Origin of the sequence: Nesterenkonia sp. F (assembly GCF_000220985.1) — a bacterium.
Lineage (GTDB): Bacteria > Actinomycetota > Actinomycetes > Actinomycetales > Micrococcaceae > Nesterenkonia.
The window spans coordinates 86386-102849 of sequence record NZ_AFRW01000118.1 but is presented as its reverse complement, the minus strand read 5'-3'; the positions used below and the strand labels follow the sequence as shown (position 1 = coordinate 102849).

The following is a 16464-nucleotide window of genomic DNA, read 5'->3' as shown; positions in this document are numbered from 1 at the left end:
CGGCTTCGCAGCTGGCCGGCATCGGCGTCCCGTTTCTGGACGTATCTCGCGCGTCATGCGCCGGAGATGCATCCAGGAGCGGGACGCCGTTCGTCTCTCGGGCCCGGCCGGCCCCCTACGCTGGGCGCATGGAGCATCCTTCCGCCGCCGGACCCGCCGCCGGACCCGCCGTCGGACCCGCCGCCGGAGCCGCGCTCAGCATCCGCGAGCCGCTGCCCGGCGAGGCCGACGCGATCGCCGGCGTGCAGAACACCGCCTGGGCCGAGACCTACGCCGGTCGAGTGCCGGAGAGCTTCTACGACGAGGCCGCTCGGGAGCGCCGTCGGGGCATGTGGGAGGGGCTGCTGGCGTCCTCGGAGCTCGCCGAGGGGCGGCGGATCGCCCGCGTGGCCGCCGTCGACGGCGCGCCGGTCGGCGTCGCGCTCTCCGGGCCGTGCACGGAGGCGCACGCCGCTCGTGACGAGCAGCTGTTCATCCTTTACGTCCTCGCCGCCCACCAGGGGCGGGGTCTCGGAGGCGCCCTGCTGGAGGCGGTGCTCGGCGGCCGGCCGGCGCAGCTCTGGGTGGCCGAGGGGAACACGCGGGCGCTGGGCTTCTATCGTCGGCACGGATTCGCCCTCGACGGCGGGGCGGAGCTCGACGAGAGCTTCGGCCCCCGTGAGCTCCGCATGGTGCGCTGACCCCGCCGCCTCCGCCCGCATCCCGAGCCGGCGGCGGCGCCGCTCAGATGACGCCCTGGGCGATCATCGCGTCCGCCACGCGGGCGAAGCCGGCGATGTTGGCCCCGACCACGTAGTCTCCCGGCACGCCGTACTCCTCGCTGGTGGCCGCGCACTCGTCGTGGACGGTGGTCATGATCTCCGACAGCCGGGCATCGGTGTGCTCGTGGGTCCAGGTGTCCCGGGTGGCGTTCTGCTGCATCTCCAGCGCCGAGACGGCCACGCCGCCGGCGTTGGCGGCCTTGCCCGGGGCGAAGAGCACCCCGGCGTCGCGGAACCGGCGGATGGCCTCCGGCGTCGTCGGCATGTTCGCCCCTTCGGCGGCGGCCATGAGTCCGCCGCGCAGCAGCGTCCCGGCGTCGTCGCCGGAGATCTCGTTCTGCGTCGCACAGGGCAGGGCGACGTCGACGGCGACCTTCTCCGCCAGGGTCCAGACGTTCCGGCCGGGGATGAACTCGGCCCGCGGGCGCTCCTGCGCGTAGACCGAGATCCGCTCGCGACGGATCTCCTTGATCTCCCGGAGCAGCGTCGCGTCGATCCCGTCGGGGTCGTGCACGGCCCCGCTCGAATCGGAGGCGCCGACCACCCGTCCGCCCATCTCGTGGACCTTCTCCACGGCATAGGTGGCGACGTTGCCGGAGCCGGAGACCAGCACCGTCCTGCCGTCGAGGCTCTGTCCGTGGTTCGCGAGCATCCGCTCGGTGAAGTACGCCGTGCCGTAGCCGGTGGCCTCCGGCCGCAGCGTCGATCCGCCCCAGGTCAGGCCCTTGCCGGTGATGACGCCGGCCTCGAAGCGGTTGCTCAGCCGCTTGTACTGCCCGAAGAGGTAGCCGATCTCGCGCTGGCCGACGCCGATGTCTCCGGCCGGGACGTCGACCTCCTCGCCCAGGTGCCGCCAGGCCTCGGTCATGAACGACTGGCAGAAGCGCATGATCTCGCCGTCGCTGCGGCCCTTGGGGTCGAAGTCGCTGCCGCCCTTCGCTCCGCCGATGGGCAGGCCGGTGAGGCTGTTTTTGAAGACCTGCTCGAAGCTGAGGAACTTCATCGTGCCCAGCAGCACCTCGGGGTGGAAGCGCAGGCCGCCCTTGTACGGACCCAGCGCCGAGTTGAACTGCACGCGGAATCCGCGATTGATGCGCGCCCGGCCGGAGTCGTCGACCCAGGGGACGCGGAAGATGATCTGCCGCTCGGGCTCGCACATCCGCTCGAGGACGGAGGCCTCCATGTACTGCGGATGCTTGGCCAGCACGTGGTGCAGCGAGTCGAAGACTTCGCGGACGGCCTGGTGGAACTCCGTCTCGCCGGGATTGCGCCCGGTGATCTGCTCGAAGACGGAGGAGATGTGCGCGGTGTGCGGAGCCACGATGTGCCTTTCCAGCAGTCCGGACGACGGCGGATGCTGGGGCGAGCCTATATGGTGCGGCGGGCGACACCGCGGGTGTTTCACCTGCGGTCCGCCGGGCGGTGGGGTCGTCGGCCCGGGAGGATTAGGCTGGGCGCCGGACGCCGTTCCGACCGACGCCGATCATCCCCAGGAGGATCCATGGCAGAGAAGACTCCGCACCAGAACGTCACCTTCGACATCGAGGGCGGCACCGCCCACGGCTATCTGGCGCTGCCGGCGTCGGGCTCCGGGCCGGCGGTGGTCGTCATCCAGGAGTGGTGGGGGCTGACCGACCACATCAAGGACGTCGCCGACCGGCTGGCCTCCGCGGGCTTCGTGGCGCTGGCCCCGGACCTCTACGGCGGGTGGATCACCCACGACGGCGAGGAGGCCGGCGAGATGATGTCCAAGCTGCCCGCCGAGGAGGGCGCGCGCCAGCTCGCCGGCGCCACCGACTTCCTGCTCGGCCATGAGTCCGTCACCTCGAAGACCGTCGGGGCGATCGGCTTCTGCATGGGCGGCGGCTTCGTGCTGGCCCTGGCCGCCCAGCAGGGCGAGAAGGTCTCGGCGGCCGTCCCGTTCTACGGCGTCGGCCAGGCCGTGCCGGAGGCCTACACCGGACTGACCGCCGCAGTGCAGGGCCACTATGCCGAGCAGGACGCGATGTACCCGGTGGAGAAGGCCCGTGAGCAGGAGCAGCAGATCCGCGACGAGTCAGGCGCGCAGGTGGAGTTCCACTATTACGACGCCGGCCACGCCTTCCACAACGACGAGAACCTGATCGGCACCTACGACGCCGAGAAGGCCGCGCTGGCCTGGGGTCGCGCAGTGGACTTCCTGACGGCGAAGGTGGCCTGAGGGCGGCCTGACGCCTGCTGACGCCTGGTGTTCGCCGCGACGGCGCGCCGGGCCGGCCCTGTGCAGGATGTGGGCCGGTCCGCGCGGTCGTCGCGGCTCGAGCCCGAGACGGTGTTGATTCGTGATCGCGCCTGTTGACATGTGAGTGCAATCACGCGATGCTGGGGCTGTACGGTTCCTCGCCGCCCCGGCGCCTCTCCCGGTCTCTCGCATCGATCGACGGAAAGGCGCACGGCGCGATGAGTGAACGGTCACTCGACATGAGGGAGGAACACCATGACGTGGAGTTCACGAGGCATCCGCTCTGCCGCGCTGCTCTCGGTCGGCGCTGTGGCGCTGACCGCCTGCGGCGGAGGCGGCGGTGGCGAGGGCGACGGTGACGTCACCCTGCGTTTCACCTGGTGGGGATCCGACACCCGCCACGAGAACACCGAGGAGATCATCGAGGTCTTCGAGGAGGAGAACCCCGGCATCACGGTGGAGGCCGAGTACGGCGACTGGTCGGGCTACTGGGACAGGCTGGCCACCCAGTCGGCCGGCGGCGACGCCCCGGACATCATGCAGATGGACGAGCAGTACATCCGGGAGTACGCCGAGCGCGGCGCGCTGCTGGATCTCTCCGACGTCGACACCTCCGAGTTCCAGGATGCGGCGGTCGAGGGCGGACAGACCGAGGACGGTCTGATGGCGGTCAGCCTCGGCGTGGTCGCCTTCTCCATGGTGGCCAACACCGACCTCTACGACGAGGCCGGCGTGGACCTGCCCGACGACAGCACCTGGACCTGGGAGGACTACCAGGAGGCCGCCGCCGAGCTCGGTGAAGGGACGGAGGACGGCGTCTATGGCGCCACGAACCTCGGCGAGCCGATGGGGCTGCAGCTCTGGCTGCGTCAGCAGGGAGCGGAGCTGTTCACCGAGGGCGGCGAGCTTGCGCTGACCGTGGACCAGGCGGCCGAATATCTGGAGTTCACCCAGGGGCTCGTGGAGGGCGAGGGGTTCCCCTCGTCCGACTTCATCTCGGAGACCCGCGGACTGGGCCCGGAGGACGGTCCGATGGGCGCCGGCGAATCGGCGATGCAGACGTGGTGGGCCACCCAACTCTCCGCGCTGAGCGGCGCCTCCGGGGCGGCCCTGGAACCGCTGCACATGCCCAGCAGTGCGGGAGGCGCCGCGGAGAACGGTTCCTGGATCAAGGGAGCCATGTTCCTCTCGGCCAGTGCTGACACCGATCACCCGGAGGAGGCGAAGCAGTTCATCGAGTTCTTCGCCAATTCCCAGGAGGCCGGCGAGATCAACGGCATGGAGCGCGGTCTGCCCGCCAACCTCGAGGTTCGCGAAGCGGTCCTGGAGGATGCCGACGGCCCGGAGCAGAAGGCCGCGGAGTTCATCTCCGAGGTCGAGGAGCAGGTGACCTCCGGAGTGCCGGTGCCGCCGTCCGGCTTCGGCCAGTTCATGAACATCGTGATCCGTGCTCAGGACGAGGTGGCCTTCGACCGGCAGGATCCGTCCGAGGCGGCCGAGACCATGGTGGGCGAGATGGAGACCGCTCTGCAGTGATCAGCGTCCACGAGGGCGCCCTGCTCCGGGCGCGGTGAGGAGAGATAGGCTGGGGGCGTGACTGACGACGCCGCCGGCCCGCCGCGCGAGGTGCTCCGCCTCGGCGCGATCCCCGGGGCCACTCCGGACAAATGGGCCGCCCGCTGGCATGCCCGCTTCCCGGAGGTCCGGCTGCAGGTCGAGTACTTCGACGACGCCGGCCAGTTGAAGCGGCTGCGTGCCGGCACCGTCGACGTCGGCTATCTGCGGCTGCCCGAGGGCGAGGATCTCGATGCCCTCGTCGACGATCCCGAGACCTTCCACCGCGTGCTGCTCTACCGCGAGGAGCCGGTGGTCTGCGCCTCGCGCGACCACTGGATCGCAGCGGCCGAGGAGTCGGTGACCGCCGAGGACATCGCCGAGGAATCGCTGCTGGACCCGGCGGGCATGGTCGATCCCGCGAGCCTCGACGTCCACGCCCCGCGCGCCGGCGTCGAGCTGGCCCGCGCCGAGCGGCTGGCGATGGAGGTCGTCGCCTCCGGAGCCGGACTGCTGGTCCTGCCGAACTCGGTGGCCCGCATGCTCTCCCGCAAGGACGTGGTCATCCGCCGGCTCGAGGACCGGCCGGGCTATGCGGTCGGGCTGTGCTGGCTGCGCAGCGCCGACGACGAGGCGGTCCAGGAGTTGATCGGCGTCGCCCGCGGACGACGTGCCGGATCGGTGCGCTCGGCCGGCATCTCCGAGTCCTCGGGCCGGAGCGCGAAGTCCGCGAAGGCTGAGAAGTCTCAGAAGTCTCAGAAGTCCGGGGGCTCCGGCTCCTCCGGGCGCTCGGGCCGGGCTACGCCGGCAGGCGCTCGCGGAGGGCGGCCGCGGCCCGGTGGGGGTCCTCGGCCTGGGTCACGGCGCGGACGACCACCACGCGGTAGGCGCCCGAAGCGCTGACCTCGTCGATCGTGGTCTCGTCGATGCCGCCGATGGCGAAGAACGGCTTCGAGCTCTCCAGCTGCGCGGCATGACGTGGCAGCTCCAGCCCGACGGCGGCGCGGCCGGGCTTCGTCGGAGTCTCCCAGACCGGGCCGGTGCAGAAGTAGTCCAGCGCCGGATCGGCCGCCGCGTCGTCGACCTGCTCCGGGGTGCGGCAGGACAGCCCGACGATCACATCGTCGCCGAGGACCTGCCGGGCCTGATCGGCGGTGAGGTCCTCCTGGCCGATGTGGAAGACGTCGACGCCGGTCACTGCGGCGACGTCGGCGCGGTCGTTGGCCGCGGAGAGGCAGCCGTGAGAGTCGGCGACCTGGCGCAGCAGGTTCAGCGCGGCGATCTCCGTCTGCACCGCGACGTGCTTGTCGCGGACCTGGATGATGTCGACGCCGCCGCTGTAGGCGGCCTCGAAGAAGGCCTGCAGCGCGTCGAAGTCCAGCTCGTCCACCGGACCGGCGTCGGGCGCGGTGATGAAGCGCTGCAGGTCGGTGCAGGCATAGAGCCGCGAGGCCATCAGGCGTCCGCGGCGCAGCTGGCCGATGGTGTGCTGGCCGTGGGAGGGCTCGTGGTCGGGCGCCGCAGTGTTCATGCCTCCAGACTACCCTCGGACGGCGGCCGGACCAGCGGTGCGGGTGCGGATCCGGGCGAGCGGAGGCAGGATGGAGGGGCGCCGTCGGAGACCCCGACGACACCGGACGACGGGAGACGAGCGATGCATGGGATGACGGGGCAGGACGTGGCCGCGCCGGACGTGATCGTGTTCGACGTCAACGAGACGCTCTCCGACATGGCTCCGATGGGGCGGGCGTTCGTCGCGGAGGGCCTGCCGGAGCACGTGGCGAGGACCTGGTTCTCCGAGGCGCTGCGCGACGGATTCGCCGTGACCGCCGCCGGCGGGGCCGCCCCTTTCGCCGAGATCGCCCGGGATGGGCTGGTCCGCCTGGGCGAGCAGGCTCGTCTGGAGGCCCCGGAGACTGCGGCCGAGCGGCTGATGGGGACGTTCAAGGATCTGGACGTGCATCCCGACGTCGTCGCCGGCGTCCGGGCCCTGGCGCCGTCGGCCGAGCTGGTCACCCTCAGCAACGGGACCGCGCGCGTCGCCGAGCGGCTGCTGGAGCGTGCGGGGCTGCGCGAGTCGTTCTCCCGGCTGCTGAGCGTCGAGGATGCTCCGGCGTGGAAGCCGGCGCGCTCGGCCTATGAGCACGCCGTCGCCCGCTGCGGCGCGGATCCCGGACGGATGATGCTGGTGGCGGTCCATCCCTGGGACGTCCACGGCGCGCACCGCGCCGGTCTGCGCACCGCCTGGATCGATCGGGAGGGATCCCGCTATCCGGGCCATTTCGCCGCGCCTGACCTGCGGGCGCCGGATCTTCCGTCGCTGGCCGAGCAGCTGGCGCACCTCTCGGGCTGAGTCGGCCGGCGAAGGACGGCGGAGGCCGGGATCGGGCGGTCCAGACTGTGAGAGCCGCCCGAGCGTCGTTGACCGAGGGTCGGGTGAGGAGCAGTCTTCTCAGTCATGACGCACACACCTCCTTCCGCTTCCGAGGCGCGGCGGGCGACGGCGCCGGCCTCCGACGCGCGGGCCTCGCGCGGCGCCCGCCTGGCGGTCACGGTCTTCCCGCTGCTCATCCTCGGCGGGGCGGCGCTGGCGCTGCTGATGCCGTCGACCTTCGAGCCGCTGAGCGCCGGCATCACCCCGGGGCTGATGGTGATCATGTTCGGCATGGGGCTGACGCTGACCGTGCCGGACTTCGCCCTGGTGCTGAAGCGCCCGCTGCCGGTGCTGCTCGGCGTGGTCTTCCAGTTCGCGATCATGCCGCTGCTGGCCCTGGGGATCGCGACGCTGCTGCAGCTGCCGCCGGCGCTGGCCGCCGGCATGGTGCTGGTCGGCTGCGTGCCCGGCGGGACGTCGTCGAACGTGGTCACCTATCTGGCCCGCGGCGACGTCGCGCTCTCGGTGACGATGACCGCGGTCTCCACGCTGCTCGCCCCGCTGCTGACCCCGGTGCTGACCCTCTGGCTGGCCGGCCAGTACCTGCCGGTGGCGGCGACGGACATGGCGACCACGATCGTGCAGATCGTGCTGATCCCGGTGGTCGGCGGCATCGTGCTGCGTCTGCTGCTGCCCCGGGCCGTCGCCCGCGTCCAGCCGGTGCTGCCTTGGGTCTCGACGCTCGGCATCACCTTCGTGGTGGTGGCCGTGGTGGCCACCTCGCACGACGTCATCGCCTCCGCCGGCGCACTGCTGATGCTCGGCGTGGTGCTGCACAACGTGCTCGGGTACGGCATCGGCTACCTGGCCGGGACGCTGACCAGAGCCTCCACGGCGACCCGGCGCGCGATCGCCGTCGAAGTCGGCATGCAGAACTCCGGGCTGGCCGCCGGGCTGGGCGGACAGTACTTCTCCGCAGAGGCCGCGCTGCCCGGGGCGATCTTCTCCGTCTGGCACAACATCTCCGGCGGGCTGCTGGCCTCGCTCTGGGGTCGCCGGGCGGGGTGAGGGCGGCTCGTCGTTCCTGGGGCGCCTGCGACAGGGCCCTCCTGGCATCGCTGACAGGCCGGTACGACTCTGTGGACCACGACCTCACCACCAATAAGCAGGGTAGGCCGCACCGCCCGTCCGGGCGCGCAGCACACCGGCGAGCACGAGGACTGCGGCGGCCGCCCCGGCGCAGACGATGAAGGACAGCGGCTCGTCGACGGTCATGGCGCCGATGACCGCCGTCGCCGCCGCGGGCGAATGAGACGTGCGAGTGACGAGCATCGCCCCCAGCGCAAGTCCGCCGGCCAGCGCCGCCGCCCAGAGGGAGTGGCTCGCCAGCCCGACGAGCACGCCCACGACTGCGGAGATCACCTGGCCGCCGATCACGTGCCGCGGCTGGGAGAGCGGGAGCGTCGGGGCGCCGGCCACCAGAGCCATGCTCGCCGCCATCGGCGGGATGAGCAGCAGGTGGCCGCTCAGCAGGCCGAGCAGCACCAGGGCTGTCAGGGCGCCGGTCGACGCCAGCGTGGCGACGATGATCGTGGCGATCGGCGGGCGCGCCGGAGCGTGGCCGGCCCGGATCGACGACCAGGCCGTCGACACGGGGGCAGGCAGTGCGCTCGACATGCGGAGTCCTCTCATCGATGATGAGAACGATCGTTCTCTTCGGTGTCGACTAGACTAGAGAACGAACGTTCTCCAGTCAACAGAGCCGTCGAGGCAGGAGCGAGGTGCACTCATGGACGCAGCCGATGCGAGGGACCCGACGAGAGTCGAGGGCTCGGCGACCGGACAGGCCTCCGCGCGCCGCATGCCGCCGTCGTCCCAGGAAGCGGCCCTGCTCGACGCCGCCGAGGAGCTGTTCTACGAGGAGGGGTACCAGGCGGTCGGCATGGATCGCCTGCGCACTGCGTCGGGTGTGCCCCTGAAGCGCATCTACGGACTCTTCCCCGGGAAGGAGGCGGTGGCCGTGGCGATGCTCGACCGCCGCGACGCTCGGTGGCGAGGTGCGCTGGACACCCATGTGCGCCGACACGAGGACCCTCACCGCCGAGTGCTCGCCGTCTACGACTGGCTGGAGGAGCGGCTCGTCGGTCCGGGCCATCGGGGGTGCGCCTGGATCAACGCCTTCGGCGAGCTCGGCGGCACGTCGGAGCCGGTCGCCGAGGCCGTCCGGCGGCACAAGGCGTCCTTCCGGCGGGACCTCGGCGTCCTGGTCGCCGAAGCGGGGGCCTCGACCGCCACGGCCGACGCGATCCACCTGCTCGCCGAGGGTCTCCTGGTCACCGGCGGGATCGTCGGCGACGCCCGGGCGGTCGCCCGGACGGCGGCCGAGGCGCGGGAGGCGGCGGACCGACTGCTTCAGTCGACGGCTGCGGGATCTCGTATCGCAGGGCTGTGAGATACCGCAGCGCAATAGTCCGGCGACATCTCGCAACCCTGCGACAAGAATGAGCTCCGGGCAGCTGAGGGACCGCCGACGAATCCCGCGACCCCGGCGTCAGCGGGCGTCGGCCGCGGCCGACGTCGTCGACGTCGATCCCGCCCCCGGCGAGGCGATCAGCGGATCCCGGCGCAGCAGCATCACGAGCGAGACCGCCAGGGCGAGGATGACGAAGATGAACGGCGCGGCCGAGAGCATCACCGCCGTCTGCAGCGCCTGAAGCCCGCCGGCGTAGAGCAGCACCGCCGCCGTCGCGCCGGTGAGCACGCCCCAGACGCCCATCACCGGACGTGATGGGTGCATGCGCCCGTCGGAGGAGATCACCGAGAGGACATAGGTGTTCGAGTCGGCGCCGGTGATGAAGTACAGCACCACCAGCACGACGGCGACCACCGAGGTCAGCATCGTCAGCGGCAGCTGCTCGAGCAGGCCGAAGAAGGCGGTGTTGATGTCCGCGGCGGCGGCCTCGCCGATGGCGGTGCCGCGCTCCAGGTCCATGAACATCGCCGAGCCGCCGAAGACGGTGAACCAGGCGGAGAAGATCAGCGACGGCACTCCCAGGACGACGAGCACGAACTGCCGGATCGTCCGGCCGCGGGAGATCCGGGCCAGGAAGATCCCGACGAAGGCGCCCCAGGAGATCCACCAGGCCATCATGAAGTAGGTCCACCACTGCATCCAGGCGAGGTCGTCGCCGTCGGCGGGCAGCATCAGGCTGATCTCGACGAAGCCGCCGGCGTAGCTGCCCAGGGAGCGGAGGAAGAGGTTGATCAGCCAGCTCGTCGGGCCGGTGACCAGCACGAAGGCCAGCAGCGCGGCGGCCAGCACCATGGTGGTCTGGCTGATCATCCGGATGCCGCGGCCCACGCCGCTCATCGCCGAGGCGGTGAACAGCACGGTGATCAGCGCGATGACCGAGACCTGCACGCCGGTGCGGGTCAGCTCGAGTCCGGTGACCTGGCTCAGGCCCTGGCTGATCTGGGCGGCGCCCAGGCCCAGCGACGTCGTCGTGCCGAAGAGCGTGGAGAGGATCACCAGGACGTCGACGGCCTTGCCGACGAGCCCGTCGGCGTGCCGTCCGATCAGCGGGCGCAGGATCGGCGAGACCAGACCCTTGTTGCCGAGGCGGTGGGTCGAGTAGCCGATGGCCAGGCCGAAGGTGGCGAAGACCGCCCAGGCGTGGATTCCCCAGTCGAGGAAGGTGAAGCGCAGCGAGTCGACGACGGCCTGCTGGCTTCCCGGCTCGGAGAGGCCGTGCGGCGGGTCGAAGAGGTGGGTGACCGGCTCGGCCACGCCGTAGGTGATCAGCCCGATGCCCATCACTGCGCCCAGCAGCATCGCGATCCAGGCGTAGGTGGGGTACTCCGGCCGCGAGTCGTCGCCGCCGAGCCGGATGCGGCCGAAGCGCGAGCACGCGAGCACGAGCAGCAGGCCGATGAGGCCCAGCGGGATCAGCATCAGCGACCAGCCGGCCGAGGAGGTCACCCAGTTCATCGCCGCGTCGGCGGCGGTGCTCATCCGCTCCGGCCAGAAGCCGGCGACGGCCAGCAGGGCGACGATCAGGGTGACCGCGGTGAAGAAGACTCCGTTGAGAGCCCGGCCGGGGGTCTGCGGCTCGGCGGGGAAGCGCTCGGCGGTGTCGCGGCGGGGCCGGTCGACGACGGCGGCTCCGCCGGTCGCGGAGTCGGGGTCGTCGGAGTCGGGATGGTCCGGAGAAGAGTGCTCGGCGGCGCGTGGGTGCGGCCCAGCAGGGTGGTCCTGCGGCATGGAGACGGTCCGTTCGTCGGGGAGGGAGGATCGCCGTGGTCGGCGCGCAGGTGAGGAGACGTCTGCGGCGGACTGCCGCCGGCCGGGGCACCACGGTGCTGGAAGGACGGTCCGACGGGCACCGGGCGGCCGCTCGGCGGGGCGAGCATGGCGAGAATCCGCACTACCCTACACCCCCGGCCCGTGCGGGTCACGTCCCCGGCAGGGTGCCCCGGCCGGGAAGGCGGCCGGGGCACCGCGCGCGGCGTGCTCGACGAACCGTGTCGGCCGCCGTCGTCGGAGGGGCGGGCGTCCGAGTCGCCGAGGCTCAGAGGACCTGGCTGGCCTGCTCGAACTCGAAGCGGCCGCCGCGCGGACGCTGGGCGTCGTCGTGCTCCGGGTGCGGGGCGTGGCCGACGTTGACCACTGCGATGGTCTTCCAGCCGGTCTCCGCGTGCACCGCCGAGTCGACGCCGGCGGGGTCCAGGCCGGTCATCGGACCGACCTGCAGGCCGTGGGCCCGCAGCGCCAGCAGCAGGTATCCGAGCTGGATGAAGGCATTGTCGCGGGCGAGGCCGTGGCGGGCCTCCTCCTGCTCGGCGAAGTTCTCCTTCAGGCCCGGCATGCCCGGGGTCAGGAAAGGCATGTGCTCGTGCCACCGCGGGTCGTAGGCGGCGATGATCGTCAGCGGCGCGGCCAGGGTCTTCTCCTGGTTGCCGCCCATCAGGTGCTCGACGACGGCGCGGCGGGACTCCTCGCCGGAGGCCAGGGTGAGGCGCAGCGGCTGGTTGTTGAACGCGGTCGGCGCCCAGCGGAGGTCCTCGTAGGCGCGACGCACGACGTCGACGTCGACGGGCTCGTCGGTGAAGTGGTTGGTGGTCCGGGACTCGGCGAAGAGGCGGTCCACGGCCTCGCGGTCCATCACGGGGCTCTGGGCAGTCTCGGTGCTGGTCGACGTCATGCGTCCTCCTGCGGGATCGGGGTCCGGTGGGGCCGGCCGGGCGGCGGCCGTGTCCGTCCTGCGCCAACGCGTCGAGGCGCAGGGGTGTTCCGGAAAGTTTGAAACAGTGAGGTGCATCACCGCAGGTCGGGGTGCCGTCGGGCGGGGTGGAGGCGGCGATTGGCGGACCCCGCCGGGAGGAGTGATAATCTGTCTGCAGAGTTCCACGGACCTCCGAGTCCGGGCTCAGCGCGGATGTAGCTTAATGGTAAAGCTTCGGCTTCCCAAGCCGACGACGCGGGTTCGATTCCCGTCATCCGCTCCATCGAGTCGAGGCCCCGCAGCGATCGTGCTGCGGGGCCTTCGTCGTGTCGCCGCGTCGCCGCGTCCAGCACCGGCCAGCGCGGCGTCGCCCGGGCCCGACGCTTCCCGTTGTCACCATCGGCCCTGGTCGATAGCGTGAAGTGATGGATTCCACAGCTGTCGACGCCGTGATCGAGCGGGCCGTGTGGCACGGCCTCGCCCTGCAGCAGGACAGCGTCGAGATCATCGACTCGGGCCTGGACTTCCGTGTCGCGCTGGCCGACGACGCCGCCGGGGAGCGCTGGGTGCTGCGCATCCCGCGGCGCGACGACGTCGTCGCCGGCCTGGACGCCGAGGCCGCGGTGCTGGAGCTCGTCCGCGACCACCTGACCGCCGAGGTGCCGCGCTGGGAGATCCGCGAGCCGGAGCTGCTGGCCTACCGCGCGCTGCCGGGCCGCCCCGGGCTCAGCGTCATCGAGGGTGAGCCGCAGTGGCATATGGACCCGGAGTCGCTGAGCTATGCGCGGTCGCTGGGCCGGCTGCTCGCCGAACTGCACGCCGTCCCGCGCGCGGAGGTCGAGGCCGCCGGCGTGGAGGTCTGCGACCCCGGCGAGGTCCGCCGCCGCTGGTGGCAGGACGTCGAGACCGTGGCCGAGGAGTTCTCCGTGGATCGGGCCCTGCTGCGCCGCTGGCGCACCTGGCTCGACGATGACTCCCTCTGGCCGCAGCGCTCGGTGATGACCCACGGCGAGCTCTATCCCGCCCACACGCTGATGGGCGATTCCGGCGAGGTCACCGGGGTGCTCGACTGGACCACCGCCCGCGTCGACGACCCGGGCCGTGACTTCATGCACCAGTTCGCCCTGGCCGGCCAGGACGTCTTCGCCGAGACCGTCGCCGCCTACGAGGCCGCCGGCGGAGCCGTCTGGCCGCGGTTGTCCGAGCACTGCCACGAGCTCTGGGCCGCCGGGCCGGTGGGGTATGCGAAGTTCGCCCTGCAGACCGGCGACGCTCACCATCGCAGCGCCGCGGCGGCGCTGCTCGACCCCGACGGCGACTGAGTCGCCCCTGCGGGCCGGATCAGCCGCGTCGACCCCGGGGCGCCGGCGGCCCGCAGCAGCCGCCCTCGCAGCCGGCCTCGCCCGGGCCGTCGTCCTTGGCGCCGTCGTCGTGCTCGAGCATCGCGCCCAGCGGCGTGCAGCAGGCGTCGCCGCGCCAGGCCTCCACACCCTCGCGGAGCGCGACGACGGCGATGACCAGCGCGGCCAGCGGGTCCGCCCAGCTCCATCCCAGCGTGGAGTTGAGCACCAGACCGACCAGCAGCACTGCCGAGAGATAGCTGCAGATCAGCGTCTGCTTCGAGTCCGCCACGGCGGAGGCCGAGCCCATCTCGCGGCCGGTGCGCCGTTCCAGCCAGGAGAGCAGCGGCATGATCGCCAGGCTCAGCGCGGCCAGCACGATGCCGACGGTCGAGTGCTCCGGATCGGCGGCACCCAGCAGCGTGCGCACCGCGTCGACGCCGACGACGAGCGCCAGCCCGAAGAACGACAGGGCGATGAGTCGCATGGCGGTGCGCTCGCGGCGGCGGGGGTCGGCGGCGGCGAACTGCCAGGCCACCGCGGCGGCGGAGAGGACCTCCACCGTCGAATCCAGACCGAAGCCGATCAGCGCGGCGGAGGAGGCCAGCCGGCCGGCGGTGATCGCGATGATCGCCTCGACGACGTTGTAGGTGATCGTCGCGGCCACGATGAGGCGCAGTCGGCGCTCCAGCTGGGTCCGGCGCGCCGGCGCGGGCGCCGAGGAGGTCCTCCGCGCGGTGCCGGCCGGGTTCGTGCGGGGGGTGAGGGGCGGCGGGCTCTCGCTCATCAGCAGGTGCACTCGCCGCCGGCGCAGCAGCACTCGGGGTCGACGGCCAGGGTGAGGTCGAGCAGATCGGACAGCGCGGCGGTCAGCCGCGCGTCGGCCAGCCGATACCAGGTCCGCCGTCCTTCCGGGGCGGCCGCGACGACGCCGCAGCCGCGCAGGCAGGACAGCTGGTTGGACATCACCTGTCGTGAGACCCCGAGCGTCTCGGCGAGGTCCGAGGGGCAGGCCGGCCCGCGGCGCAGCGCCAGCAGGATGCGGGCGCGCGTGGGGTCGGAGAGAGCGTGGCCGAAGCGGGCCAGGGCGGCCGAGTGGGTCAGTGTCGCAGTCTCTGCGGACCCCGCAGCGTCTGCAGGCTCCGCGGGGGCCGGGCTCGCCGGCGTCGACGGATCCGACGTCGTCAGAGTCTCCATGGCGGCGACGATACACGATTCGCTGTACTGAGTCGTGGGGGAACGGCCTGCGGAGGACTACACTGGGAGGCGACATCCGTGGGAGCCCGGGCCGGCCGGGCTGAGAGGGCGACGCCGCCGACCACTCGGACTCGATGCGGATCATGCCGTCGTGAGGAGGAGATCAGTGGGCGTCACCGTCGTCGGAGCAGGGCTCGTGGGCCTGCTCACCGCCTGGAGGCTGCGCCGCGAGGGCCATGCCGTCACCCTCGTCGCCCCCGACGTCGGCGGCGACGCCTCCTACGCCGCGGCCGGGATGCTGGCCCCGATCAGCGAGGTCCAGTACGGCCAGGACCGGCTCTATCCGATCATGACCGCCTCCCGCGCCGAGTACCCGGACCTCCTCGCCGAGCTGGCCCGCGCCGTCGACGCGCCGACCGGCTGGCGCGAGAACGGCACGGTGCTGCTCGCCGCCGACCGCTCCGACCGCGACGCCGTCGCCGACCTGGTCGGCGTCCAGCAGGCCCACGGCATGGAGGTCGAGCCGATGACGTCCTCCCGGCTGCGTCGCCGCGAGCCCGCGCTGGCGCCGGGCGTCTCCAAGGGCTGGGACGTGCCCTCCGACCATCAGGTGGACCCGCGGCTGCTCACCGCCGCGCTCGCCGAGGCGCTGGCGGCCCCGCTGGATCCGGCGGCCTTCCCCGAGGCCGGCCCGGCCGCGCAACAGGTCCGCGGGACCGTCGTCCGACTGGAGCGCGACGGCGCCCACGACGGCGCCCACGACGGCACGGACGACGATCGGCGGCAGTACCGGCTCACCCTGGCCTCCGGCGAGGAGCTCGTCGACGAGCGGGTCGTGCTGGCTCCGGGGCTGGGGTACGGGCGGATCGAGGGCATCCCGCGGCGGCACCCGCTGCCGCTGCGCCCGGTCCACGGCGACGTGCTGCGCCTGCGGGTCCACCCCGGCCGACTGGCTCCCGGCGAGGAGCACCTGGTCACCGCGACGATCCGGGCGAAGGTCCGCGGCCGCAGCGTCTACCTGGTTCCGCGCGGCGACGGCGGGCTCGTCGTCGGCGCCTCCTCCCGCGAGGACGGACTGGCCGGCACCCGAGCCGGATCGGTCCAGGAGCTGCTCGACGACGCCGCGGCGATCCTGCCGGCGGTCAAGGACATGGAGCTCGAGGAGATCGCCACCCGGGCCCGGCCCGGCACCCCCGACGACATCCCGCTGCTGGGCCTCCTCGACGACGAGCCCGGCGTCGTGGTCTCCACCGGATACTCCCGCCACGGCATCCTGCTGGCGCCGATCGGCGCCCGGCTGGCCGCCGCGCTGGTGGGCCCGCCGACGCCGGATGCGGGACGCGCCGTCGACGCGGAGCTCTCCGCCGCCGACGCGCAGCTGCTGGCCTCGATGGACCCGACCCGCGCGACCCCCGACGATCCCTCCGGCGACCCCTCCGACGACCATGCCGTCGGCGTTCCGGGCGCATGCGGCGAGCCCGCCGCGGCGGGAATGTCACCGGACCCGACACCTGTTCCTCCCACACCTGCACAGAAGGGGTGAGACCTCATGCCCACCGTGACCATCAATGACGAGGACACCAAGCTTCCCGACGGGGCGACCGTCGTCGACGCCGTCGCCCGCACCACCGGGCGCGAGCTGAACACCGACGGCACCCCCGCCGACGGCCGCCGTCTCGGCGTCGCCGTGGCCATCAACTCCGCCGTCGTGCCGCGCAGCGCCTGGGCCGGCACCGAGCTCGCCCACGGCGAGCAGGTGGAGATCGTCACCGCCGTCCAGGGCGGCTGAGAGGAC

Annotated in this window: 17 protein-coding genes, 1 tRNA gene and 1 riboswitch; of the genes, 11 read left to right on the top strand and 7 right to left on the bottom strand. The window is 72.3% G+C overall.

Annotated features, from left to right (window positions below; genetic code table 11):
• Window positions 1–128 precede the first annotated feature (128 nt).
• On the top strand, window positions 129–680 hold the full coding sequence (locus GU5_RS0110680; protein WP_010525566.1) for a GNAT family N-acetyltransferase: 552 nt from the start codon (window positions 129–131) through the stop codon (window positions 678–680).
• 43 nt (window positions 681–723) lie between these two features.
• Here GU5_RS0110680 and gdhA read toward each other — a convergent pair whose 3' ends face one another.
• Entirely contained in the window at window positions 724–2082 is a 1359-nt protein-coding gene (gene gdhA / locus GU5_RS0110675) for an NADP-specific glutamate dehydrogenase (RefSeq protein ID WP_010525565.1), read from the bottom strand.
• Between the two features lie 180 nt (window positions 2083–2262).
• Here gdhA and GU5_RS0110670 point away from each other — a divergent pair, with 180 nt between their 5' ends.
• The 3 genes from GU5_RS0110670 to GU5_RS15295 all read left to right on the top strand — a co-directional run bounded on the left by GU5_RS0110670 (window position 2263) and on the right by GU5_RS15295 (window position 5439).
• On the top strand, window positions 2263–2961 hold the full coding sequence (locus GU5_RS0110670; protein ID WP_010525564.1) for a dienelactone hydrolase family protein: 699 nt from the start codon (window positions 2263–2265) through the stop codon (window positions 2959–2961).
• 276 nt (window positions 2962–3237) lie between these two features.
• A complete protein-coding gene (locus tag GU5_RS0110665) occupies window positions 3238–4518 on the top strand; it encodes an ABC transporter substrate-binding protein (RefSeq protein ID WP_010525563.1) in 1281 nt (426 codons plus the stop codon).
• A 57-nt stretch (window positions 4519–4575) separates the two neighbouring features.
• A complete protein-coding gene (locus tag GU5_RS15295) occupies window positions 4576–5439 on the top strand; it encodes a LysR family transcriptional regulator substrate-binding protein (protein WP_010525562.1) in 864 nt (287 codons plus the stop codon).
• On the opposite strand, the gene thiE is transcribed toward GU5_RS15295, so the two are convergent.
• Window positions 5336–6067, bottom strand: coding sequence for a thiamine phosphate synthase (gene thiE / locus GU5_RS0110655; protein ID WP_010525561.1), 732 nt, complete (start codon window positions 6065–6067; stop codon window positions 5336–5338). The genes GU5_RS15295 and thiE overlap by 104 nt on opposite strands.
• A gap of 123 nt (window positions 6068–6190) precedes the next feature.
• On the opposite strand from thiE, the gene GU5_RS0110650 reads away from it, so the two are divergent.
• Complete coding sequence (locus GU5_RS0110650) at window positions 6191–6889, top strand: haloacid dehalogenase type II (RefSeq protein WP_139084419.1); 699 nt, start codon at window positions 6191–6193, stop codon at window positions 6887–6889.
• Between the two features lie 105 nt (window positions 6890–6994).
• Window positions 6995–7978, top strand: a complete 984-nt coding sequence (locus tag GU5_RS0110645; protein ID WP_010525559.1) for a bile acid:sodium symporter family protein — start codon at window positions 6995–6997, stop codon at window positions 7976–7978.
• An 84-nt stretch (window positions 7979–8062) separates the two neighbouring features.
• Here GU5_RS0110645 and GU5_RS0110640 read toward each other — a convergent pair whose 3' ends face one another.
• Complete coding sequence (locus tag GU5_RS0110640) at window positions 8063–8587, bottom strand: HPP family protein (protein ID WP_010525558.1); 525 nt, start codon at window positions 8585–8587, stop codon at window positions 8063–8065.
• Window positions 8588–8699: 112 nt separating this feature from the next.
• On the opposite strand from GU5_RS0110640, the gene GU5_RS0110635 reads away from it, so the two are divergent.
• The gene (locus GU5_RS0110635; protein WP_010525557.1) at window positions 8700–9362 is read left to right on the top strand and encodes a TetR/AcrR family transcriptional regulator; all 663 of its coding nucleotides are present in this window, start codon (window positions 8700–8702) and stop codon (window positions 9360–9362) included.
• 99 nt (window positions 9363–9461) lie between these two features.
• Here GU5_RS0110635 and GU5_RS0110630 read toward each other — a convergent pair whose 3' ends face one another.
• Both GU5_RS0110630 and GU5_RS0110620 read right to left on the bottom strand, forming a co-directional pair.
• A complete protein-coding gene (locus GU5_RS0110630; RefSeq protein ID WP_010525556.1) occupies window positions 9462–11171 on the bottom strand; it encodes a BCCT family transporter in 1710 nt (569 codons plus the stop codon).
• Between the two features lie 307 nt (window positions 11172–11478).
• Window positions 11479–12111 (bottom strand): malonic semialdehyde reductase, encoded by a 633-nt coding sequence (locus GU5_RS0110620; protein ID WP_010525555.1) that lies wholly within the window; start codon window positions 12109–12111, stop codon window positions 11479–11481.
• 230 nt (window positions 12112–12341) lie between these two features.
• Between GU5_RS0110620 and GU5_RS0110615 the strand changes: the two genes are divergently transcribed.
• A tRNA-Gly gene (locus GU5_RS0110615) sits at window positions 12342–12415 on the top strand.
• Window positions 12416–12557: 142 nt separating this feature from the next.
• Window positions 12558–13454, top strand: coding sequence for a macrolide 2'-phosphotransferase (locus GU5_RS0110610; RefSeq protein ID WP_010525554.1), 897 nt, complete (start codon window positions 12558–12560; stop codon window positions 13452–13454).
• A gap of 19 nt (window positions 13455–13473) precedes the next feature.
• Here GU5_RS0110610 and GU5_RS0110605 read toward each other — a convergent pair whose 3' ends face one another.
• Window positions 13474–14259 carry a cation diffusion facilitator family transporter gene (locus tag GU5_RS0110605; RefSeq protein ID WP_083830492.1) on the bottom strand — a complete coding sequence of 262 codons (786 nt, stop codon included), beginning with the start codon at window positions 14257–14259 and terminating at the stop codon, window positions 13474–13476.
• Window positions 14259–14669, bottom strand: a complete 411-nt coding sequence (locus GU5_RS0110600) for a metalloregulator ArsR/SmtB family transcription factor (protein WP_010525552.1) — start codon at window positions 14667–14669, stop codon at window positions 14259–14261. The genes GU5_RS0110605 and GU5_RS0110600 overlap by 1 nt, the downstream gene beginning before the upstream one ends.
• Window positions 14670–14737: 68 nt before the next feature.
• A riboswitch (TPP riboswitch) is annotated at window positions 14738–14844 on the top strand.
• Here GU5_RS0110600 and GU5_RS15290 point away from each other — a divergent pair.
• Together GU5_RS15290 and thiS are read left to right on the top strand one after the other, a co-directional pair.
• Entirely contained in the window at window positions 14836–16212 is a 1377-nt protein-coding gene (locus GU5_RS15290; protein ID WP_010525551.1) for an FAD-dependent oxidoreductase, read from the top strand. Its footprint overlaps the riboswitch before it by 9 nt.
• A 6-nt stretch (window positions 16213–16218) precedes the next feature.
• A complete protein-coding gene (thiS, locus tag GU5_RS0110590; protein ID WP_010525550.1) occupies window positions 16219–16458 on the top strand; it encodes a sulfur carrier protein ThiS in 240 nt (79 codons plus the stop codon).
• Window positions 16459–16464 lie beyond the last annotated feature (6 nt).

Bases quoted from the DNA above. Each gene is read 5' to 3' on its own strand.
- GU5_RS0110680 (WP_010525566.1), top strand. From the start codon at position 129: ATGGAGCATCCTTCCGCCGCCGGACCCGCCGCCGGACCCGCCGTCGGA.
- GU5_RS0110670 (WP_010525564.1), top strand. From the start codon at position 2,263: ATGGCAGAGAAGACTCCGCACCAGAACGTCACCTTCGACATCGAGGGC.
- GU5_RS0110665 (WP_010525563.1), top strand. From the start codon at position 3,238: ATGACGTGGAGTTCACGAGGCATCCGCTCTGCCGCGCTGCTCTCGGTC.
- thiE (WP_010525561.1), bottom strand. From the start codon at position 6,067: ATGAACACTGCGGCGCCCGACCACGAGCCCTCCCACGGCCAGCACACC.
- GU5_RS0110650 (WP_139084419.1), top strand. From the start codon at position 6,191: ATGCATGGGATGACGGGGCAGGACGTGGCCGCGCCGGACGTGATCGTG.
- GU5_RS0110645 (WP_010525559.1), top strand. From the start codon at position 6,995: ATGACGCACACACCTCCTTCCGCTTCCGAGGCGCGGCGGGCGACGGCG.
- GU5_RS0110640 (WP_010525558.1), bottom strand. From the start codon at position 8,587: ATGTCGAGCGCACTGCCTGCCCCCGTGTCGACGGCCTGGTCGTCGATC.
- GU5_RS0110635 (WP_010525557.1), top strand. From the start codon at position 8,700: ATGGACGCAGCCGATGCGAGGGACCCGACGAGAGTCGAGGGCTCGGCG.
- GU5_RS0110630 (WP_010525556.1), bottom strand. From the start codon at position 11,171: ATGCCGCAGGACCACCCTGCTGGGCCGCACCCACGCGCCGCCGAGCAC.
- GU5_RS0110620 (WP_010525555.1), bottom strand. From the start codon at position 12,111: ATGACGTCGACCAGCACCGAGACTGCCCAGAGCCCCGTGATGGACCGC.
- GU5_RS0110610 (WP_010525554.1), top strand. From the start codon at position 12,558: ATGGATTCCACAGCTGTCGACGCCGTGATCGAGCGGGCCGTGTGGCAC.
- GU5_RS0110605 (WP_083830492.1), bottom strand. From the start codon at position 14,259: ATGAGCGAGAGCCCGCCGCCCCTCACCCCCCGCACGAACCCGGCCGGC.
- GU5_RS0110600 (WP_010525552.1), bottom strand. From the start codon at position 14,669: ATGGAGACTCTGACGACGTCGGATCCGTCGACGCCGGCGAGCCCGGCC.
- thiS (WP_010525550.1), top strand. From the start codon at position 16,219: ATGCCCACCGTGACCATCAATGACGAGGACACCAAGCTTCCCGACGGG.